The organism is Helcococcus sp. SA-HE-C1 (assembly GCF_985670335.1).
The window spans coordinates 286,006-308,909 of the sequence record NZ_OZ484652.1 but is presented as its reverse complement, the minus strand read 5'-3'; the positions used below and the strand labels follow the sequence as shown (position 1 = coordinate 308,909).

Genomic DNA, 22,904 nt, shown 5'->3' with positions numbered 1-22,904 from the left:
ATTTTATCAATATATTTTTTACTATGTTTTATTTAGATTTTTTTCGTTTTTTCCTATATTCGAAATATTCATCTAGAACTTGCTCTGTAAATTCCTTAAACATAGGTCCGTCATTTCTTTGGCTATCCCCAGCAAATCCATTTAATTCAATAAATATTGTTTCTAAATTTTCTCCAATTGCAAAATCCCATCCTATCCATCTTAAATGAGGAAATCTTGGATGATACTTTTTAATTTCTTTTATTACCCCCTCAAAACCTTCCAATTTTTCAGGTTTTAATTCATTGCCTTGTCTATCAGTATATGAAAATCCTTTTTTACTGTATAACCAAGGGTTTAGCATTCCTTCTGGAGTAATAGTTCTTTCTTGACCACCTAAAGAGTAGTTGTCTACATCTGAACCTTCTGGACCAATTCTAATTATTCTTGAAAGAATTTCAACTTTACCATTTATTAATAATGATATAACTCTTACCGTATTTACACTAGACTTATTAAAAGAACTTAATTGATTGCTTTGTTTAATCACTTCTTGCACAACAAAATCTGCTTCAAAATATTTATTTAATATTTGCAAAGACTCTTTTTTGTTATTTCTTAAATCTATAATCTTAACACCTTTTCCACCACCGGCATTAGTAGGTTTTACTATTACTTTGTCCCAATCATTTAATAATCTTAAACCTTCTTCTTTGGTAATTATTTCATTTTTATTATTTAATATTAATCCATTCACTTGCTTAAAGACTGTATAAGGTTTATTAAGTTCACTTAAAATTAAATCAAAATAAAATTTATTTTCTAATGTAGGCTGCATATTCAAGTTATTCAAAAATGGAAGTAATTTACTTTGGAAAAAATCCCCTGGTATTATTCTAGGATCAAATTCATTTAATATTTCTCCATAATACTGAAACCACTCTTTGTCAGGTATATAATTATATCTCTTCCAAAAAGGAATAACCTTTTTTTCATATTCCTCTTGAGAACCTTTATATCCGCCTCCTCTTTCAAGCTCTTCCTTCATATCTTTTTTTACATCTAAACCATTTTTATAAGTCCTGATAGTATTTATATATTCAATTGCCTTATGTCTAATTTTTCTTAAATTCATTTTAACTCCAATGCTATATTTTCTATAAATATTATATAACAAATATTGATTTTTAGGTAATATTGTCTAAAAAAGTTTATTTCAAAAAAACTAACCTAAAAATTAATTTACTTTCAAGTTAGTTTTCGTTAAATTATTCAGCAAATGAATAGTGTACAAATTTTACACCATTATCATAAAATCTATAATACTCTCCAATTCGTACCGTGTAAAACTTTTCACCTTTGTGTTTAACTCCTATAATATTAAAGTCTTAATCTCTAACATATACATCATCTGTGATAGTTCTATATTGTCCGCTAAGATTTGATACATCATTTTTATTAATCTTAAACTCTAAGTTACTGTATGATGAATAAAAATAATCATCCTTAAATGTTCCTTCTAAATATCTACCAATCTTCTCATAAGAAATTTTTGAGTTGTTGTATTTATCAATTAAATAAGATCCTTTATTCATATATACACCAATTTTTATAGGTTTCTTTTGTAAATATGAATAATGTATATATTTTTCACCATTGTCATAATATTTATAGTAATCGCCAACCCTTACACCTTTTATATGTGTTCCTCTTTCAGCAACACCTATTACATCTCTTTTTTTATTTCTAATATTCACTTGAGAGTCTACATATAGATTTCTTTATTATTATTTTGAAATATATTAAAAAAACTATAATGTGCTTTTGCTAATGTATTTTTACTTGCAAAATAAATATAATCACCTTCTTTATATCCTTGTACTGAGGTTCCTGAGAATAATGTTCCCATTATTGAATTATTATTTGCATTTCTAAAGTATACACTTTCCTCAACTGTAAATTTACTTAGTTCTTTACCATTTGGTATTGGTGTTTCATTTTTTTCTGGTACATATTCATCCGCTGGCATATCAGGTAAATTGATCATATTAAATGGCAATTTTACTATTTCATTTTTCCCATTATGTTTGATATTTGTTACAAAAATTTTTCTATAAAGTATATTTGGGTCCCAATCTATATTTCCTGTAAATTCTTCATTTTTATGTGAATATCTAACAATTGAGTCGTCGGAAAGTCTTCGTAAATTTTGATAATCTTTTTTCAATGATACTTTTATCGGTACTTTATTTGAAGTAACATTTGATGCTAATACATACCTATCTTTCCCTTCATCTTCATTGTAAAATCTTATATATTTTTCGTCATCTAGATTTATCTCAACACCTTTTATTACTTCTCCTTTATTTAATTTTGTAATTGAATTTAATCTTCTATCATATACATATGATGTATTTTTGATATATAAATTTGAGATAGTAGTGTTATATGAATTTGTTTTCACATATGTGGTTAGATCACCAACTGTTGTGTATTCTCTTATGGGCTCTACTGCAACTTTTCTTAAATATACCATTTTACCGTAGTATTTTTTTATTGGCCCGTATATGTGAAACGGATACTTGATGTACCATCATCTACTGCATTTTTTATAATTTCACCATTTTTTACCCCATCAGGAATGTTTTCGTATGAATTATACTCGTATGAATTATCAAGATACAAACGGTATGATTTCTTAACTTGATAATCTCCAGTTTTTATTTTATTGTTCCCGTATGGTCTATATACTTTAAGTTTTTTACCAGCATGGCTGAAGAAACGACTTTTTGTAATATAATCAACCCCTACATCTGATAGACTTGTATTTGCTAAATCTCTATTTCTCTCATCTGGTGCTGAGTGTATAATATATTCTGTTCCATTACTTGAGTATTGTCCTGTTTCTTTATTTATCTTACCTAAATATAATCCCATATGAGTTATTCTATCTATTCCATCATCCTTAGCATCATAACCAACAATATCTCCTGGTCTTAAATCTTCTACAGGAACTTCATCAAGATATTTAGATAGAGTTTCTGTTCCTAAAGGTAAATCTATATTTACCGCTTTTTTATATACATAGTATATCAAAGCATCACAATCAAAACCTGTTTCTGGTAAAGTTGACTCCGGTCTATATTTTGTACCAATTACACTTTTTGATATTTTTCTCATTTCTATCAAATCTCGAGAAGTTAACGCACCATTTTCAATAGCGTAAGTTGATGTGCTCAGATATGAAATAAATATAATTGATATAATTAATACATAGTTAAATAATTTTTTCATTTTTTCTCCTATAATTTATTTTTTATATGACATATTATAGCATATATGCAAAAAAAATATGCATAGAAACTTCATTCTAATGCATATCTTAAATTAATTTGATTAATCAATTTTATATTTTTTCTTGAATCTTTCCACTCTACCACCACGTTCTGCAGTTCTTTGTTTTCCTGTGTAGAATGGGTGAGAATCAGAGCTAACTTCAACTTTAATTAATGGGTATGTTTTACCATCTTCCATCTCAATTTCTTCCTTAGAAGTCATTGTTGAACCACTAATAAATTTGTAACCGCTAGTAATGTCCATAAAAACAACTTTTCTATATTCTGGATGTAAATCTTTTTTCACTATCTCACCTCTTTTCTTGTAAATTTTCAATTTACTAACTTAGAAAGTATACCATACTTTATAGTATGTTTCAAGTGTTATTTTCTATTTTCGAAATATTCATCTAATACCTTTGGTGTTAATTCTCCAAAAGTTGGACCACACTCTCTCTGATTATCTCCGGAATAATCATTAATTTCAATAAAAACAGGTTCGTAGTCCTTTCCTATAGCAAAATCCCAACCAACCCATCTTAAATCTAATAAATATGGATGATATTTTTTAGCTTGTTCAATAACTTTATCAAATCCAATAAGTTTTTCTCTTGTAAATTTATCACCCTGATAATCTTCATAGATCATAAGCTCATTTTGCATTGCAAATTCACCTAAATATCCATCTTTATCAATTGGTCTAGAATACCCACCTTGACTGTAATTATCTACTTCTTTACCTGCTCCACCAACTCTTAATATCGCCGATAGAGGCTCTACTTTTCCGTCGATTAATAAAGTAATCAATCTAATTGTATTTACACTGCTTAAATTAAATCTTGCTAATTGATCACTTTGTTCTACAACTTCTTGAACTATAAAACTTTCTTTTTCTTCAATTTTTTTATTAATAAAATCTATTTCATTACTAAAGTTAGCTTCTAATTTTAGTATTCTTACTCCTTGTCCTTTTAACAAACCAGAAGGCTTATAAATTAATTTTTTATGTGAAGAAAGTATTTTTTTTAAGTTATTTTTATCAATTAATTCTATATTTTCATCTACTAAAAAACCATTGTTAAATCGTAATATAGTTTTAGGCTTATTTATATCCTTAAATAAATAGTCAGCATAAATTTTATTTGTTATAGTCGTACCAACTTCAATATTTGTTAAACTAAATAGTAATTTTGAATAGAAAAAATCTCCTGGAATTATATATGGATCAAATTTTTGAATATTGTATCCAAAATATTGATACCATCTTTTATCTGGCTTCATATTATATTTTTTCCAAAATGGTAAAACTACATTTTTATATTCTTCATCAAATCCTTCATATATTTGAACTGTTTTAACTTTTTTTCTTATAAATTTTTTTTCTTTGTATGAGAGAATTATAGATCTTAAAAAATTCATTATATTTATCACAGCTTGTTTTGATTTTCCTATCATTTATTATCCTTTCTTAAACTTAATAAATACGGAATGTATAAAATAAAAAATACTACATTTAGGGTATACACTTCAGATAAACTCATTATTATTAGGACTATAATAAATAATATCGATTTATATTTCATATCTTTAAAATAATTATTAAGCGACGTTTTTATTGAAATATATAGTAATGAAGAATATGATAATAATAACAATCCTCCGCCTCTTAATAATGTTTCTAAGAAAAAATTATGAGAATCATAATAATGTCTATATTCGAAGATATAAATATATCGTCCATCAATAGCCCCATGACCTAAAATTGGCTTATTTTTTATTAAAGTTAATGCTTCATCCCAAATTAAAGTTCTAGAGGATAGCGTTGCATCTTTTTTAAATAACAATTCTATTATTGGATTAAATAACCTTTGAATGTTTACTACCGTCATTAAAATATTTAATACTAAAAAAATAGCTACTATGGTAACAGCCCAGTTATTTTTATTTTTTCTAAAAATATCTATTTGTAATATATCTAGTATCGCAATAGCTATAAATCCTAAAAATAGTAAACCTAGTCCTATTTTCCCATTAGATGATTCTATTAAAAAAATAGATAGAATTGATAAAATTGTTGAAAAAAATACTAATAAATTATCTTGTCTTGAATTTATACCTTTTGTTAATATTACTCCTAAATAGCACATTATCACTATAATTGTACTTTGATTTGATTCCCCAAAAATATGTATCCCTTTATTAATACTTTGACCAACTTCTGTTACTATAACACCATCTCTATATAATAAAAGCAATATAGTATGTAAAAATAAAGAAAAGAAGCTATAGTATTTTATTGCTTTTTTAAAGTCTGAATTAGAGAGTAATAATAAATAATAGAAAAGAATTACAACTCCGATTGTCGAGGTTGTAAGCGATATATATAATTCATATCCCTTTCCTCCTAAATAAGTAGACACAAAAAAAGTTATAAAATAAAGGAAAGTAAAAAAAATAAATTGATTAATCTTTCTAATTCTTAAAAGCAGCAATACTGAAATAATACTTAACCCTGTTTGTGTCAATCTTATATATCTAAATATCGATAGATTTTCTACTAGTTTAGGCGGAAAAAAAATAAGCATAATGAATAAAGTAGATATAAAGGCAAAACTATCTCTATTTTTAAATATTAATTTTTTAATTTTATCCTCTATTCTTAAAATCATGTATACCCCATATTATTTGCTAAATTTTTTAATTTCATTAGATATATCAAACATTTCTCCAAATTTCCAGTCATATTCGATTGGATCTAATTTATCGCAACCACTTGCCGAAAGAAATGTTAATTCTCCAAATATTGTTTTTCCAAATTCACTATATAAATCAACCCTTACTAAAGGAAAATCTTCAGATAGTTTTGATGCTATGTCCAGCATCTCATCCCAATTAGATGGTTTTTTTATATTTCCACCCGAATTATTATCTCTTGTTGTTTTTACGTCTATCCACTCAAAATCCGGTGTAAAATAATCGTAATAAGTTTCGTCTCCATCTCTATTTGATGCAGTATATATAAATTTAGGCTCACCATAAGAACAAAATATTTTATAATCTATGGGTTGTCTTCCACTTTCAGTCTCAATATATTTTTCTGCAATTATCTTGTTTTCAATATCATCATAACTAAACTCAACGTTTCTTGGACCATATGATTTATCTTTTAATAGTTTTTTTAAGTAGGGTTTATGTTCTTCGAGATTAAATTTAGATTTGTCAGTTACTAATACATTCCCTGTTGATCCTGAATTACTTTTTAATACAAATTTTTTTGGTAATATCGATACATCTATATCCTCTACATCATCCACTGCAAAATATAATTCCGTTAATATATGTCCTAGCCCTTTTGATTTTACAAAATCTCTCACAGCATATTTATCTGAACATTGTGTTACAAGTGGATTTTTGTAATATGTATTTAGCTTTAACCATTGCATTTTTTCATTTAATGTTTGTGGATTTTTTAAATTTAAGTCATAACCTAAATATCTTTTATGTCTTAGTTTAGTTGCTCCAACTTTATCCACTTTAGTATAAACTGACCAAACTAAATCTTTTAGATTTCTGTACAGATCATTATCCTTATAAAAGGGTATTTTACTATTTCTCATTTTTTTATCCTTTATTCGATTATTATAAACTCATTATCATTGTATTCTAAATCAACGGCTAATCTTTGTTCTAACCACAATTTTATATTCAATGAATCTATTGTATCATATTTATTCAAAATAGATAATCTTAATTTTTTATCGTCTGATATGATAAATGGAGATATCGAAATATTCTTAAAAGTCTTATTTTTTTTAAAAAAATTCAAGTGGACTATTATACCTATTTCTGGATTATTTTCCTTTATAATATATGCTGAATTTTGAGCCATTGACACATTACCAATTGAAAAGAAGCATCTTGCATTTTCTTTTTTTTCATATTTTTGAATAATATGTGGATGTGATCCAATTACAAAATCTGCTTTATTTTTATCAAAAATATTCATATACATCTCGCTGAAGCTTCCTGGGTTTAAATTAAATTGTCCTCCCATATGTGGTAATACAATTGTATAATCAGAGTGCTTTCTTGCATATGCTAAATCTTTTTCTACTCTCTCAATATATGAATCAATTGATTTATTTTCATTTATATTATCTGCATAGGCTGAATTAGCTCTTTTACCTAAAGCCTTCAATAACTTTACGGAATTTTCATATCCAATTGATTTTTGTATGATATTAAAAATCTTTTGTTTTGTAGTTTCTTCCTGATTATCACTAGTACTATAATCATATTGACATAATAGCCTAACTTCACTTTCTTCTTCTTTCGTTAAAGCAACTTTATTGTCTAAATAGTTTGTAGTTGAAGTGTAAGGTAGCAGCGAAAACTTAATTCCCTCGTATTCAAACAAATCAATTTTATTATCTTTAGCTAAAACTTTTATACCATTTTCTAAAAGTTTTTCTATAGTTCTTGTTCTACCTTCCATACCTCTGTCTAGAATATGGTTATTTGTAATTATTGCATAATCAAGTCCTATTTCTTTCAATCCTTCAATAGCATTATCTGGCGTGTTAAAAGAATACATTTCATTTGTATATACTTTATCTTTTCCTGCGAAAGTTGTTTCCACATTACCAATCAATATATCTGTTTTTTTTAATAGAGGTTTTATCCCTCTTAACATAGCCTTAAAATCTGTATTTTCGTGATTTTTTTCTAAAGAATATTTTTCAAACATTATATCGCCTAAAAAACTTAATCTAATATTGTCCATTAGCCTTACCTATTACTTTTTTTATTTTATGCTTAAGTCTTGGTAAGAAATTTTTTTTATTATATATATTTATACCGGCATCCTTAAACATTTTTTTTGAAATATCTATGTATTCTTTTTTGATATTTACACTTTCGAGTTCTTCAATAAAATAATATGCTATATTTTCATATCTTATTATTTCCAAATCTTCTTTAGACAGATTTTCTTCAAAGAATTTTAGTAATTTTATTCTTGATTTTGTGCTATCTGTAACAAACTTTTTATCTTTTCTTTTCGTTACATTCCCCTTATTATGCCATGTTGCACAATATATAACATCTGTTGAGAGTGTAAAATTTCGCATATAATGCCCTACTTTTATAGAAAAAAGACTATCATTCTTAGCCACAACTTCATGAAATCTAATATTGTACTTTTCTATAAATGATTTTTTAATCATTTTTGACCAAGGTGTATAGAAATAGTATCTAATTTGATATTCATTTAGCTTTGTTGGATTTTCTAGAAAATCTTTAATTTCATTTTGCATAAAAATATGTCTATTAGATACTTTTCCTGTATCTAGGTCGATACTAGTAGGAGTAAAATATATCACTTCGTCATCACTGTCAATATATTTTTCTAATATTTCGTAATATCCTTCTACAAAATAATCATCTGAGTCGGCAAAAACAACCCATTCACCAGTCGCATTATTAAGACCAATATTTCTACCTACTCCAGCTCCTCTATTTTCTGATTTATTTTCTAAGAATAATACTTCACTATATTGGGCATCTTTTTGTAATTTTTTATATTCATCTAAATTTTTATCACTATGATCATCGACTACTATAACTTGTATCTTATTAAAATGCTTGATTGAATCTAAAAGTTTTTTCAAAAATTCAATATTATTATGATACGGAATAATGATACTTATTCTTTTTTGTTCCATATTATCCCTTTCTTTTTATCTTTAAAACAATTTCCTTCAATATTTGCTTTATCTGTGCAATAACACTTTGTTTATTATCATATACCAAGAAACTCAATAATAAGTAAAATATTCCCCCTATTACTGCTTGTATAAAAATAGAAATCAAGTTTACGCCAAGGAAATTTTGAGAAAATCTTATTACAAAATACATTATCGCACCAATGAATATATATTTCGAATTTTTTACTATAATTTTTTTGTATTCGATATTATTTTTTGAATAATACATTTCTACTGCAAGTACTGAAAATTCAGATAAAATTGTCGCAAATATTGCCCCTTGAGCATTAAATCTAGGTATTAAAATTATATTTAATATTAAATTTGTAACTGCTCCTGTAATTACTGCTAGTGAAAATTGTTTTTCCATGTCAAATGGTATTAAATATTGAGTTCTTATTACACTATTCCACGATTTAAATAATATGGTTATCGCTAAGAAAACGGTTAATTGTCCAGAAACTGCAAACTCTTGTCCAAAAAATATTGGTGCAAATAATGGTCCAACTGCCACTATCCCAAACATAAATAAAGAACCTAAAAATGTGCTAAATTCCATAGAAATATTTATGCTATCTTTAACTTTTTCAAAATCTCCGCTTCTTGCTAAATATGAAGATTTAGGAAGCATTACTGTTGCAAATGCTCCTATAATACCCATAGGAATATTAGTTATTTTTTCAGCATTACTATAATAGGCTACTTGAGAAACTGTTGCTAGCTGACCTATCATAACCTTATCCATAATAATATATGCTCCTACAGCAAGATTTGGGATGAAAAATATTAACGCCGGTCTTAAATTTTTTATTACATCATTAAAATTAAATCTTACGAAAAATATATATTTTCTTAAAAAGATCCATAAAGAAAATGTAGTTAGAAGCGAGCTAAATGCTATTATTGAAGTATGTAACCATAAATGTTCTGGCCCTTTTACAAAAAATATTACAGCTAATAAAACTAATATTCTAATTACTATATTTCTAAACACCATAATCTTAAATTCTTCCATACCATAGAAGAACCAACTCACATCAAAAAATGATGAAAATATAATCATAATGTGAATTAAATAAATCCAAAAATAATTTTTTGCGATAAAAAATATATATATTAAATATACTACTGTAACTAATAATGTTACTATGAGCTGAAGGTAATATATGGACCAAAATTGTTTCGAAACTTTTTCCTTATCATCCCTAACTCTTGATATTGATCTAATACCATGATTTTGAAATCCTAACATAGCAAATAGTAAAAAATACTCCACTATTGATGTTGTATATGTGAAAATACCTAATCCTTCAGATCCTAAGGCTCTGGATATTATTGGAGCTGTTATAAGTGGTGTTAAAAGTATAAGTATTTGATATATTACATTATACATAAAGTTTTTCTTTACTGAGTTCATTTTTTTCCCTTTATTTAAATACGGTTTAACTTATCTATTTTTTTTAGTTCTTCACTATACATATCCCATTTGCCACATTGATCTGGTATTTGAGTAACATCAGGATCCGCCCCTGGATTTCCTTCAATTAACACAATTTGTCCATTTTCTTTTAAAGAAACATCCCATCCAACATATCTAACTTCAGGATGGACTTTTGCTGCTTCTATGCATAAAGCTTTTATATCTTCCCATTGAGGAATCTTAAAACCACAAATTGTTTTTTTTGAATCTGGATGTATAACATATCTATCCCAGTTTCTATCAACTCCATCCGTATATACTATTCCTGTTTCTACATCAATTAATGAGGCTATTCCATAATGATGAAAATTATCTGCACTTTGTCCTTGTCTTCCTAATCTTAAAACTCCACACATGATTTGAACTTCATTTTTAGAATTTATTAGTGTAACAACTCTTAAGGTATTAACAGAGCTAGCGTTAAATTCCTTAAGTTCAATATTTTGAGTTAAAATTTCCTCAAGTAAGTATTTGTTCTTTTTAATTAAATTAAAAAAATCTTCATCAAATTTAATATCTTTTACTTCAAAAAATTCTATTCCCTTTCCAAACATACCATCAGGACTTTTTGCTATTACCCTATTATGTTTTTTTATAAAATTTTCTATTTCTTGATCATTTGAATTAGTTGTATCTAAATAATCTCTTCCTAAATATTTCTTAAATTCATCATTAAATAAAGGTTTACTATCAAATATTATTCTTGAATTAGGATCATTGCAAATTCTCATAATTTTTAATAATTTTGAATGTGTTACAAATTTATTTCTTTCAGGTCTAGTTTTATAATAAAATCTGTATTGAATATAATCTATTAGCTCATTTTTATTTATTATTTTTTCCCATAGAAAATCTAATGTAATTTTTAACTTTAACCACATTGATGGATTAGAATCAATATCAGTCTCTATATAATCATATAATCTTTTAAATCTATCCTTAAATGATTTTTGCATTTTATCCTCTATTTTTTGCGTCTTTCAAAATTTTATCAATATTATCTTGACCCAATTTTTCTAAAGTTCTTCCTTCTAATCTTAAATTTCTATTCAAAGCTGCAGAAGCCATTTCAATTAAAGATGTTGTTATTGGTGTAGGTATATCGAGTGATTTCCCTAATGCTTCAAGCATAACTAGTCCCTGAGGAACATCTTCACTTATATATCTTGAATCTACTGTTGTTGGTCCTTTTGCTCTAGTTGGCATCATTGCATAGTTCATAAAACTTTGCTTTGCATCCAAACTATCGTCAAGTGTATTTCTATATTTAGCCATTTCCACGTATGAAATTCTCTCAAATCCTAATTTTTCAATTACATCCATTTTTTCAGAATCTAAAGCTTCTAATATATTCCAAACTGAAGGAGTAAATACTTCATGGTACATTACATAGTCTCCATTTGTTTTTTCAATTCTTGGAATGCTCATAATGGCTCCAACAGTATGAACTATCAAATTTGGATTATGTAAAGCAGCTTCTACTACAAATCCATAATACTCAAATGGAAATCCTAGATGACTTAATACTTCCTTAACTTCAGATGTTTTTGAAGAAGGATATACTCCCAATGGATTTCTAACATTTCTAAATCCTACCTTTATAAGCCCTGGCTCGATTATTCTACAATCTATAAACGAACTTGTTGCCTCTACGACCGTTAGTTTTTTAGATCCTGAATGTTTAAGTATATAAGCTGTTGATAAATATCCTGGATTAACTAATATTATCTGATTTTCACTTAAATACGGTACTATTCTCTCTATTACAGGCTCATGATACTTTGTTTGTAAAATTATCAGCACAACTTTTGATTCTTTTATAGCTGATAAATCTCTAGTTATTTTATTTATTTTAGCCGTTTTCTTAACTCCAAAGTCATCTAATGTCATTTTTCCATCATTATTGACTAGGAAATTAAAATTTTGATTGTGCATTGAATCTGATGTTTTAACTAAGGTTACGTCATGTCCTCTATAAGCTAAATCTGTTGCAGTTGCTGTACCTGCATTTCCTGTTCCAACTACTGATATTTTCATATAATCTCCTTAATTTTGTGCGTATTCCAAATTTTTATCAACAAATACATCTCTTAAAACTTTTTCAGTTAAATCCCCAAAAGTTGGTCCAACTGTAATTTGATTCGGACCTGGACATGAATTAAACTCAATAAAAATTGGCTGTAAATTTTCGTCTATAGAGAAATCCCAACCTATAATCTTAAAGTGTGCCTGTTTTTTATGAGTATTAACTATCGTTTCAATTAATTCGTTATAGTTAGGAATTTTTATTGAACTAAACGAAATGCCATTATTATTTTCTGAAACCCATTCAGCTTTTCTATTAACTCCTTTGTCATATAAACATCCATTTTCATGAATTGGAATAGCAAAACCTCCAGCTCCAATATTATCTACTTTTGAATTTTCAGCTCCAACTCTCAATATAGAAGACAAAATATGTACTTCCCCTTCAAATAAAAACGAAATTGTTCTAATAGTATTTAGAGATGTTTTATTCAATTTAGATAGCTCTTCGTGCTGTTTTACTGCTCCTTGGATTATAAAATTCGCTTTTAATTCATCAATTGTTTCTTCCACATCATCTAATGTATATTTTCCATTTTCAAAAAATTTTATTAATCTACCTTCACCACTATCTATAGAAGGTTTAATGAGAAACTCACCATTATATTCTTCACATATTTTTAATACGTATTTTTTGTCTATGATATTCATTTCACTATCATAAAAAACTCCAGCTATATTCTTTGCTAAAGTATCGGGTCTATTTAGATTTGAAAAATAAATATCATGCAAACATTTATCCTCTCCTAATCTTCTAAATTGTGGATTACTATAATATGGAACAATTTTTCCATACCATAAATCGTCAGGAATATATCTCGGATCAACTTTCTGTTCCCTATCACAAAATATTTGAAACCAATATTTTTTAGGTTTAAGTCCAAATTGTTTCCAATATGGGACAATTATATTATTGTAGTCATCTCCCAAGTCATAACCGTTATTCATTCTTTTTAGTCTAGCCTTTGCTTTTCTTTGATAACTATACATTCTATATATTGACTCAATTTTTCTATTAAAGTCATCTAATTTTTTTCTTAATCCACTTCTCATTATACTTCCCTTACCATGAGTTCAACATATTTCATCATACTCATATTTTCCTTATATTTTCCAATATTTTCTTTATTTGTATTTCCCTTGATATTATTAATTATTAATTTCATATGATCAACACCACATTCATATGCATGAGGATACCCACCACCAAACCTTGGATTAACCTCTGAAATATAGTATTTTCCATTTACATCAAATATATCAATATCTATTTGACCTTTATACCCAAATTTCTTAACAAAATCTTTAACAAGTCTAAATAGCTTCTCATCCTTAAATGAAACCGCTTTATCTGTTTCCCCTGCTCTCATAATTAATTTTCTTTTTGCAAATATTGAAACAATCTCTTCACTTATTAAGTCAATATAGACGTCAACGCCTAATTCTTGTCCATCCAAAAATTCTTGAATCATTAAATTATCTTCTTTTTCAAATAATAAATCAATTGTTTCCTTATCAGTTACTTTACTTATAGATATTGACGCACTCCCTTTGATTGGCTTTACGAAAACTGGGAAATTAATTTTTCCTAACTCTAAAGCTTTATAAAATTCATGTTTTTTTGTATATGTTTTTGCTGTGTTAAAATTATTTTCAACTAACCAATCATACATTTTTTTCTTATCTAAAGAAATATCGCATTGCTCTTTGGCTGAACCAATTATTGTAACACCTAATTCATCAAACTTAGCTTTGTTATCAGCTAAAATATTTAATTCTGGATCAATCAGGCTTAATACTGCTCTTATATTTTCTTTTTTACAAATATCTAAAATTTGATCAAAGTATCCATCTTCATCAATTCTTGGAACTGTATAAAATTTATCGGCATCATATATAGCTGGCGAATATTTACTTGCATCTGTAGCTATAACTTTACCTGTTTTTTCACCATTTTCATTAATAAGTGCCTTCTTAAAATATTGAACTATCTTATTTCTAGTTCCTACACTTAAAATTAAAATATTAATCATATATTTCTCCATATTGTTAAATGAATTTCTCCATTATACATAAATCCTTAAATTCACCGTCTATAAATCGCTCTTTCTTAAATGTTCCAATTTTCTTAAATCCTACATTTTCCCAAAATTTTAAAGCAGCTTGATTATCTAGAACTACATTCAATTTAATCTTTTTTAAGTTTAAATAATTCTTCGCATAATTTTCAATCAAATTATATGCTTCTTTTCCTAATCCCATAGATTGAAACTCTAATTCTCCAATATACATCCCAACTTCACAGTTTTGATTTATATGATTAATTGAATATAAACCAATCATACCTATTGCCTTATCTTCAAAACATATTATAAATCTTTTATTTTTATCATCGATTTTTATTAATGAATCTATCCAATTTATATGTTCGTCTATTGATGTTGGATTAAATCCACCACCTAAATATTTAAATATTTCTATATTATTTTTCCATTGATTTAATTTTTCTAAATCACTTTTTAATATAGGTCTTAATAATACTCTTTTATCTTGTAACATATCTTCTCCTATCAATAGATAGTTTCTGAATCAAATAATTTTAAAAATGTCTTAAAAATTATTTTAACATCTAACCAAAAATTAAACTTGTCTATATATTCATTATCAACTACTATTCTCTCATTCCAAGTCACACTATTTCTATGTTTTACCTGAGCTAATCCTGTTACTCCCGGCTTCATTTCAAATCTTTTTTTTGCCCAATCTGGATAATTTTCATATCCATCATATGGTGAATATACTACAGGAGGTCTAGGACCTACTAAACTCATATCTCCTATTAATACATTTATTAACTGAGGCAACTCGTCTATAGATGTTTTTCTTAAAAATCTGCCTAATTTTGTAATTCTAGGATCTTTATCAGATTTTATAGATAAACCATCTCCTATTTTTTCAGCATTCACAATCATTGTTCTAAACTTAAAAATTGAAAATACTTTTCCATCTTTTCCAAGTCTTTCCTGTTTGAAAAAAACTGGGCCTTTTGAATCAATTTTTATCCAAATTGCAAAAAATATAAGGATTGGACTTAATATTATTAATCCTATCAAACTTGAAAATCTATCAAAAATCTCCTTAATTACTTTATTCATACTAATCTCTCTTAAAAATATCTCTAGTATATACTTTATCTAATACATCATCTAAATTTTCATGGTATCTATTTGCAATAATTGAATCAGATATTTTCTTAAATTCTTCTAAATCATTTATCACTTTATAACCTTCAAATTCCTGTTCGTCCTTTATGGTTGGCTCAAATATAACTATATTTACACCTTTTTTACTTAATCTTTCCATAACTCCTTGTATTGAGCTACTTCTAAAATTGTCACTATTTGATTTCATTGTAAGTCTATATATACCGATAGTTAATTTTTTTGAACTATTATTTTCTTCAGCTTTTTTCAATGCACTATCTGCTATGAAGTCTTTTCTTGTTCTATTTGCATCTACAATTGCTTCAATTATATTATTTGGAACTCCTTCAAAATTAGCTTTCATTTGTTTTGTATCTTTTGGCAAACAGTATCCACCATATCCAAATGAAGGATTGTTATAGTGTAATCCAATTCTTGGATCAAGTCCAACACCTTCAATTATTTTCTGAGTATTTAGGTTTTTTAACTGTGCATATGTATCTAATTCATTAAAAAATGCAACTCTCATAGCTAAATAAGTGTTTGAAAATAGCTTGACAGCTTCTGCTTCTGTTGTATCCATGAATTTTATATCAATATTTTCTTTTAAGGCACCTTTTACAAGTAAATTTGTAAATACTTCAGCTTTTTTTGCTAATTCTTCATTATTTTGATTATATCCCATTATTATTCTTGAGGGATATAAATTATCTTCTAAAGCCTTTCCTTCTCTTAAAAATTCTGGGCTAAAAATTATATTTTCTAGTTCATATTTTTCTCTAATTTTTTTTGTATAACCAACAGGTATTGTTGATTTTATGACAATTGTTGCCTTTGAATCTGATTTTATTATTTCTTCAATTACGCTTTCTACAGACGAAGTATCAAAGTAGTTTTTTTCTTCATCATAGTTTGTAGGTGTTGCTATAATTATAAAGTCAGAATTTTCATATATTCCTTCTGTAGATAATGAAGCTCTTAAATTTAACTCTTTTGTATCAAAAAATTCTGTTATTTTCTCATCAACTATTGGTGAAATTCTATCGTTGATTTTATCTACTTTATATTTGTTCCTATCAATTGTTACAACTTCATTTTCTTGTGCTAGTAATGTTGCATTAGCTAATCCAACATAACCCGAACCTACAACTGTAATCTTGTAATTTCCTTGCATTATATACTCCTTTCAACATTTCATCTATATAAAAAAATTTAGATTTGATAAATTAAAGAATTTATCAAATCCATTTTTTTATGAATTGAAAATCTCTTTAATATTTTCTATTACAATTTCTTGCTCTTCTTCGGTCATTTTTAAATCACTAGGCAAACATAAACCTCTTTCAAAAATATCTTCAGATACACTATGAGATTTAACTTTAATATAATCGTATTTTTCAAATACTGGTTGTAAGTGCATTGGTTTCCAAACTCTTCTAGACTCAATATTAAGTTCATCTAGTCTGATTCTTAATTTTTCAGCATCAAATCTATCAGTAATGGCGTCCTTTTCTATCAATATACAACTCAACCAAAAATTTGGAACTGTCATCATTTCGTATGGATTCATAAGAAGAGGAAGTCCTCTAAAACTTAAATTATATTTGTTGAAAATTTTAGTTTTTATTTCCTTGTGTTCTTCTAAATGCTCAAATTGTCCTCTACCTATACCTGCACACACATTACTCATTCTATAATTGTAACCAATTTCTGAATGTTGATACCATGGAGCTGGATTTTTTGATTGTGTAGACCAGAATTTTACTTTTTCTGCATCTTCTTTACTCTTACTTAATACCATACCACCACCTGATGTAGTAATGATTTTATTTCCATTAAATGAAATAACTCCATATTTACCAAATGTTCCTGTTTGTTTCCCCTTATAAGTTGCTGATAAACTTTCTGCAGCATCTTCGATTAATGTTACATTATATTCATCACATAATTTCATGATTTCTTCTAATTTAGCAGGTGTTCCATATAAGTGAACTAAAACTACCGCTTTAACTCTTTCACCATATTTTTTAAGTGCTAATTCAAGTGCTTTTGGATCCATATTCCATGTATCGTATTCCGAATCAACAAAAACAGGAATAGCATTTTGATAGATTATGGGATTTACCGTTGCTGAGAAGGTTAAATCTTGAACAATAACTATATCGTCCTTACCTACTCCTGCAAGTTTATATGACAAATGTAAACCTGCCGTTCCTGATGAAACGGCTGCTGTTCCTTCTATATCTAAGTAATCTGAAAAAGCTTTTTCAAGCTCATCTACATTTGGTCCTAATGGAGCAATCCAATTTGTATCAAATGCTTCATTAACATATCTTAGTTCTTCTCCATGCATAGTGGGAGTTGCTAGGGGAATTCTTTTATCTAATCTTTTTGTCATAATAACCTCTACTTTGATTTTCTATATAATTCTTCGAATTTATCTTTATTATCCTTAATATCAGACTCAGAACTGTGATAATTTGGTACTATTTCTATTATTTTTTCAACAACCTTTTCTACTAAATTGTATGCTGAATATTGAGACATATCTTCCAGTTGACTAAAAAATACTTCATTATTAAAATCAATAGGTTTAGCTATATGAATTAAATCATTTGGTGTTTTTTCTAAACCTTCTTCAGACATAAGTTTTTCTTCATACAATTTTTCGCCTCGCCTTAATCCAACATATTCTATTTTTATATCTTTATCCGGTTTTAATCCTGATAATTTTATAAGGTTTCTCGCCAACGTGTCTATCTTTACTGGTTCTCCCATATCTAATACAAATATTTCCCCACCTTTAGCGTAAAAGCCTGCTTCAATTACTAAACTAACAGCCTCAGATATAGTCATAAAATATCTGATAATATCTTTATGAGTTACTGATATAGGGCCACCTTCAGCTATTTGTTTCTTAAATAATGGTACTACTGATCCGTTACTTCCCAATACATTTCCAAATCTAACAGCCACAAAATCTGTTATAAATTTAGTATTAAATTCTCTAATTTCACGATTATTTATTGATTTTAATTTTGGAATCATATTTAGGTTTTTAGTCTTAGACACAGCAGACATACTTTGTATAATCATTTCGCAAATTCTCTTAGTTGCCCCCATTATTGAAGTTGGATTTACAGCTTTATCTGTACTAATTAAAATAAATCTTTCAACATTGTATCTAAGAGCTGCATACGCTGTATTGTATGTTCCATAAATATTGTTTTTTATAGCTTCATTTGGACTTGTTTCCATTAAAGGCACATGTTTATGTGCCGCAGCGTGATAAACAATATCTGGTCTATATGTGTAAAAAATATCATCAACTCTTAACTCTTCTCTAACCGATCCAATTAAAGCAACTAAATTTAAGTTTGGATATTTTCTTTTTAACTCTTGTTCAATCTCATACGCATTATTTTCATAAATATCAAATATTAACAATTGTTTTGGATTATGAGACGCTATTTGTCTACACAATTCACTTCCTATCGTTCCCCCACCACCAGTCACTAACACAACTTTTCCTGTGATATTTCTTAACGCCGATTTGTTATCTATCTTAATAGGTTCTCTTTCTAATAAATCTTCAATTTCTACATCTTTTAATTCTTTTACAGTAATTTTATCACTAGTAATCATCTCTGGTATTGATGGAGCTATTTTTAATTTTGCTCCCGCTTCATTACATTTATTTATAATTATTTGCTTGGAATGATTATCGGAAGAGGGAACAGCAATAATTATTAAATCTATATTGTGCTTTCTTACAATTTCTGTAACTATATCAATTTCGCCAAATATTGGTAAATTTGAAATATATCTTCCCCATTTATTGGGATTATCATCTAAAAAACCTACTACTTTATAGTTTCTTTCTTCATAATTTATTATGTCATTATATATTAGTCTTCCTGCTTCGCCAGCTCCAACTATAAGAACTCTTTCAACTTCTCTATTATTATTTGTAGAACGGGCCAATAATAGATATATTCTATATGACAATCTTATACTTGTAACTAATATATATTGAGTTATTGCTCCTATTATATAATATGATATTGGCATTCTACGAATAAATAACATAGTACCTAAAACATGAAAAGTAGTTGTAATTACAAAAGCATAAGATGATCTCACCAATTCTGCTACACTCGCAAATCTCCACATACTTTTATACATTTTAAGAAAATAAAATGTCAATATTGAAAATATGGTATAAAATGGTGCAAACTTTATAAATGCATCTAGATAAAAACTAGATATTTTTGTATACTCAAAATCAAATCTTAAAAGTAGCGCAAAAAAATACGCTATATTAACAGCGAAAATATCAAATATACCTATCGTTAAACTTACTTTTTGCCAATGCTTTAATTTTTTCATATCTTTCTCCTAGTCATAAATTTACTAGTATTTATTAATTATATTTATTTATCTATTTAAGCCTATATTAAGTGTAAATTTATAAATAAATAATACCATATCACCATATTATTATCAATAATCGATAAATCATCTAATTAATGGTATAATAAGTGAAAATACAATAAAAAAATGGAGGTATTATGAGTTTTGATAATAAACTAGAAAAATATGCAAAATTAGTCGTAGAAATTGGTTCTAATGTAGGAAAAGGAGATATTGTAACAATTAATTGTCCTATTGAAAGATTTGATTTTTGTAGGTTTCTTGCAAAAAATTCATACAAAGCTGGGGCAAGTGAAGTGAATATAAATTGGGGCGATGATGCAATAACCAAACTTTCATATCAATACACACCTGTGGAGGTACTTGAAGATATACCTCAATATAGATATGATAAGCTAGAATACTATGCTAAAAAAGGCGAAAAACGAATCTCAGTGAGTGCTTCTGATCCTGAATTGTTAAAAGGAATAGATTCTGAAAAAATTTTAAGAGCTTCAAAAGCAAGTAGCGAAAAATTTCAACCTTTAAGAAAATATACAATGAATGATATAAATTCATGGACTGTTGTATCTGTTCCAACCAAAGCTTGGGCAAAAAAAGTGTTCCCTAACAGTGAAAATCCTGTAGATGATTTATGGGATGCAATTTTTGAAACTACCAGAGTTAATACAGAGGATCCTATTGAAGCTTGGAAAAAACATTTAAAAGTTCTTTTGGATAAGGCTGAATGGTTAAATAATTTAGATTTAATAAAATTGAAATACAAAGCATCTAATGGTACAGACCTTGAAATCGGGTTACCAGAAGGTCATATCTGGACTGCTGCTTCATCAAAAAACTCAAAAGGTGAAGAATTTGTTCCTAATATACCAACAGAAGAAGTGTTTACACTTCCTCACAAAGATAGAGTTAACGGTATAGTTTATTCTTCAAAACCTTTGGTGTATAACGGTAATGTAATAGATGAATTTTGGCTAAAATTTAAGGATGGTGCCGTTACAGATTTTGATGCAAAAGTTGGAAAAGAAGTATTGGAACAACTATTCAAAAAAGATGAAAGAGCTAGAAAACTTGGAGAAGTTGCTTTAGTTCCTTACAACAGCCCTATCTCAAATTCAAAAATTTTGTTTTTCAATACTCTATTTGATGAAAATGCATCTTGTCACTTAGCTTTAGGAAAGGCATATCCTACAACTATTAAAGGCGGTTCCGATATGTCTAGTGAAGAACTTGATAAAAATGGTGTTAATGATTCTTTAGCTCATGAAGACTTTATGGTCGGAACTCATGATCTAGATATTGTAGGCATAAAGAAAGATGGGAGTGAAGTTCAAATCTTTAAGAATGGAAATTGGGCATAAGGAGATATTATGATTTTAAACAAAAAAACTTTAGAAGAAAAAATAGAAAAATTAGCAGAATTAGCAGTAAAGATTGGTGTCAATGTAGGTAAAGGTGATACAGTAGAAATAAATATACCTGTTGATAGAGTTGATTTAGCTAGAAAACTTGTAGAACAATCATATAAAGCTGGAGCTCATAAAGTATTAGTTAATTGGAGTGATGACTATAATACATTGTTAGCATATACCTACCAGACATTAGAAACATTACAGGATGTTCCCGACCATAAATTTAATAGAGATGAAACACTATTGAAAGAGGGTGTTAAGCAAATTTTTGTAAAATCAACAGACCCTGAATTACTAAAAGATATCGATTCAGCAAAAGTAAAGGCTGTTAGTGTTTCCTTAGCAAATAAACTTAATCCACTAAAAAAATATAGAATGAATGATATTACATCTTGGACAATTATTTCTGCTCCAAATGAAGCATGGGCAAAAAAAGTTTTCCCAAATAGTAAAGATCCTGTAAATGATTTATGGGAAGCGATATTTGAAACAACAAGAGTAAATAAAGAAAATCCAATTGAATCATGGAAAAATAATATTGATTTATTAACAACAAAAGGCCAAATGGTTAAATGAACAAGCTTTTGAAACACTTCACTATAAATCTTCAAATGGAACAGATTTACTACTTGGATTACCTGATGGTCATATTTGGAGAGCTGCATTTACTAAAAATAAAAAAGGGGAAGAATTTGTTCCTAATATGCCAACAGAAGAAGTTTACTCATTAGTAGATAGAAATAAGGTTGAAGGTAAAGTTTTTTCTTCAAAACCTCTAGCTTATAACGGTAATATTATAGAAGATTTCTGGGTAGAATTTAAAGATGGTAAAGTTATAGATTTTGATGCAAAAAAGGGCAAACAAACTTTTGAGGACTTATTAAATTCAGACGAAGATAGATCTAGAAGACTTGGAGAAGTTGCTTTAGTTCCTTTTGATAGCCCTATTTCAAATTCAAATATTCTTTTCTTTAACACTTTATTTGATGAAAATGCATCATGCCACATTGCATTAGGTGCTGCGTATCCTACCACTATAGAAGGAGGTGCCGATTTATCAAGTGAAGAACTTGAAAAAAGAGGGGCAAATCAATCAATCGTTCATGTTGACTTTATGATTGGTACAAAAGATTTAGATATAACTGGTATAAAAAAAGATGGTACAAAGGTACCTGTTTTCAAAAATGGAGACTGGGCATAAATGCCCTTTT

Annotated in this window: 22 protein-coding genes and 1 pseudogene; 3 read left to right on the top strand and 20 right to left on the bottom strand. The window is 27.5% G+C overall.

Annotated elements, in window-relative coordinates:
* Positions 1-28: 28 nt before the first annotated feature.
* The 20 genes from AC4KN9_RS01600 to AC4KN9_RS01505 all read right to left on the bottom strand — a co-directional run bounded on the left by AC4KN9_RS01600 (position 29) and on the right by AC4KN9_RS01505 (position 20,236).
* Positions 29-1,114 (bottom strand): sugar-transfer associated ATP-grasp domain-containing protein, encoded by a 1,086-nt coding sequence (locus AC4KN9_RS01600; protein WP_491016933.1) that lies wholly within the window; start codon positions 1,112-1,114, stop codon positions 29-31.
* A 253-nt stretch (positions 1,115-1,367) separates the two neighbouring features.
* Positions 1,368-1,736: a hypothetical protein gene (locus AC4KN9_RS01595; RefSeq protein WP_491016932.1), complete on the bottom strand. Its 369-nt coding sequence runs from the start codon at positions 1,734-1,736 to the stop codon at positions 1,368-1,370.
* Between the two features lie 8 nt (positions 1,737-1,744).
* A complete protein-coding gene (locus AC4KN9_RS01590) occupies positions 1,745-2,515 on the bottom strand; it encodes a hypothetical protein (RefSeq protein WP_491016931.1) in 771 nt (256 codons plus the stop codon).
* A 17-nt stretch (positions 2,516-2,532) separates the two neighbouring features.
* Positions 2,533-3,273, bottom strand: coding sequence for a C40 family peptidase (locus AC4KN9_RS01585; protein WP_491016930.1), 741 nt, complete (start codon positions 3,271-3,273; stop codon positions 2,533-2,535).
* A gap of 102 nt (positions 3,274-3,375) precedes the next feature.
* Positions 3,376-3,621 (bottom strand): type B 50S ribosomal protein L31, encoded by a 246-nt coding sequence (locus tag AC4KN9_RS01580; protein WP_491017915.1) that lies wholly within the window; start codon positions 3,619-3,621, stop codon positions 3,376-3,378.
* Positions 3,622-3,698: 77 nt separating this feature from the next.
* Positions 3,699-4,769 carry a sugar-transfer associated ATP-grasp domain-containing protein gene (locus AC4KN9_RS01575; protein WP_491016929.1) on the bottom strand — a complete coding sequence of 357 codons (1,071 nt, stop codon included), beginning with the start codon at positions 4,767-4,769 and terminating at the stop codon, positions 3,699-3,701.
* Positions 4,766-5,983, bottom strand: coding sequence for an O-antigen ligase family protein (locus tag AC4KN9_RS01570; RefSeq protein WP_491016928.1), 1,218 nt, complete (start codon positions 5,981-5,983; stop codon positions 4,766-4,768). The genes AC4KN9_RS01575 and AC4KN9_RS01570 overlap by 4 nt, the downstream gene beginning before the upstream one ends.
* Positions 5,984-5,995: 12 nt before the next feature.
* The gene (locus AC4KN9_RS01565; RefSeq protein ID WP_491016927.1) at positions 5,996-6,931 is read right to left on the bottom strand and encodes an ATP-grasp fold amidoligase family protein; all 936 of its coding nucleotides are present in this window, start codon (positions 6,929-6,931) and stop codon (positions 5,996-5,998) included.
* Between the two features lie 11 nt (positions 6,932-6,942).
* A complete protein-coding gene (locus AC4KN9_RS01560; RefSeq protein ID WP_491016926.1) occupies positions 6,943-8,097 on the bottom strand; it encodes a CapA family protein in 1,155 nt (384 codons plus the stop codon).
* On the bottom strand, positions 8,084-9,037 hold the full coding sequence (locus tag AC4KN9_RS01555; protein WP_491016925.1) for a glycosyltransferase family 2 protein: 954 nt from the start codon (positions 9,035-9,037) through the stop codon (positions 8,084-8,086). The genes AC4KN9_RS01560 and AC4KN9_RS01555 overlap by 14 nt, the downstream gene beginning before the upstream one ends.
* Position 9,038: 1 nt before the next feature.
* Complete coding sequence (locus AC4KN9_RS01550; RefSeq protein ID WP_491016924.1) at positions 9,039-10,496, bottom strand: flippase; 1,458 nt, start codon at positions 10,494-10,496, stop codon at positions 9,039-9,041.
* A 14-nt stretch (positions 10,497-10,510) separates the two neighbouring features.
* The gene (locus AC4KN9_RS01545) at positions 10,511-11,515 is read right to left on the bottom strand and encodes a sugar-transfer associated ATP-grasp domain-containing protein (protein WP_491016923.1); all 1,005 of its coding nucleotides are present in this window, start codon (positions 11,513-11,515) and stop codon (positions 10,511-10,513) included.
* 1 nt (position 11,516) lies between these two features.
* Positions 11,517-12,596, bottom strand: coding sequence for an NAD/NADP octopine/nopaline dehydrogenase family protein (locus AC4KN9_RS01540; RefSeq protein WP_491016922.1), 1,080 nt, complete (start codon positions 12,594-12,596; stop codon positions 11,517-11,519).
* A 9-nt stretch (positions 12,597-12,605) separates the two neighbouring features.
* On the bottom strand, positions 12,606-13,697 hold the full coding sequence (locus AC4KN9_RS01535; protein ID WP_491016921.1) for a sugar-transfer associated ATP-grasp domain-containing protein: 1,092 nt from the start codon (positions 13,695-13,697) through the stop codon (positions 12,606-12,608).
* Positions 13,697-14,677, bottom strand: coding sequence for an ATP-grasp domain-containing protein (locus tag AC4KN9_RS01530; RefSeq protein ID WP_491016920.1), 981 nt, complete (start codon positions 14,675-14,677; stop codon positions 13,697-13,699). The genes AC4KN9_RS01535 and AC4KN9_RS01530 overlap by 1 nt, the downstream gene beginning before the upstream one ends.
* Before the next feature lie 16 nt (positions 14,678-14,693).
* Entirely contained in the window at positions 14,694-15,203 is a 510-nt protein-coding gene (locus tag AC4KN9_RS01525) for a GNAT family N-acetyltransferase (RefSeq protein ID WP_491016919.1), read from the bottom strand.
* An 11-nt stretch (positions 15,204-15,214) separates the two neighbouring features.
* A complete protein-coding gene (locus tag AC4KN9_RS01520) occupies positions 15,215-15,799 on the bottom strand; it encodes a sugar transferase (protein ID WP_491016918.1) in 585 nt (194 codons plus the stop codon).
* Position 15,800: 1 nt separating this feature from the next.
* On the bottom strand, positions 15,801-17,021 hold the full coding sequence (locus AC4KN9_RS01515) for a nucleotide sugar dehydrogenase (RefSeq protein ID WP_491016917.1): 1,221 nt from the start codon (positions 17,019-17,021) through the stop codon (positions 15,801-15,803).
* A 78-nt stretch (positions 17,022-17,099) separates the two neighbouring features.
* A complete protein-coding gene (locus tag AC4KN9_RS01510; RefSeq protein WP_491016916.1) occupies positions 17,100-18,245 on the bottom strand; it encodes a DegT/DnrJ/EryC1/StrS family aminotransferase in 1,146 nt (381 codons plus the stop codon).
* An 8-nt stretch (positions 18,246-18,253) separates the two neighbouring features.
* The gene (locus tag AC4KN9_RS01505; protein ID WP_491016915.1) at positions 18,254-20,236 is read right to left on the bottom strand and encodes a polysaccharide biosynthesis protein; all 1,983 of its coding nucleotides are present in this window, start codon (positions 20,234-20,236) and stop codon (positions 18,254-18,256) included.
* A 182-nt stretch (positions 20,237-20,418) separates the two neighbouring features.
* On the opposite strand from AC4KN9_RS01505, the gene AC4KN9_RS01500 reads away from it, so the two are divergent.
* The 3 genes and pseudogenes from AC4KN9_RS01500 to AC4KN9_RS01490 all read left to right on the top strand — a co-directional run.
* The gene (locus AC4KN9_RS01500) at positions 20,419-21,642 is read left to right on the top strand and encodes an aminopeptidase (protein WP_491016914.1); all 1,224 of its coding nucleotides are present in this window, start codon (positions 20,419-20,421) and stop codon (positions 21,640-21,642) included.
* A 9-nt stretch (positions 21,643-21,651) separates the two neighbouring features.
* Positions 21,652-22,269 (top strand): aminopeptidase, encoded by a 618-nt coding sequence (locus tag AC4KN9_RS01495; RefSeq protein WP_491016913.1) that lies wholly within the window; start codon positions 21,652-21,654, stop codon positions 22,267-22,269.
* Between the two features lie 40 nt (positions 22,270-22,309).
* Positions 22,310-22,894, top strand: a pseudogene (locus AC4KN9_RS01490) (aminopeptidase); the annotation flags it as partial.
* Positions 22,895-22,904: the final 10 nt, after the last annotated feature.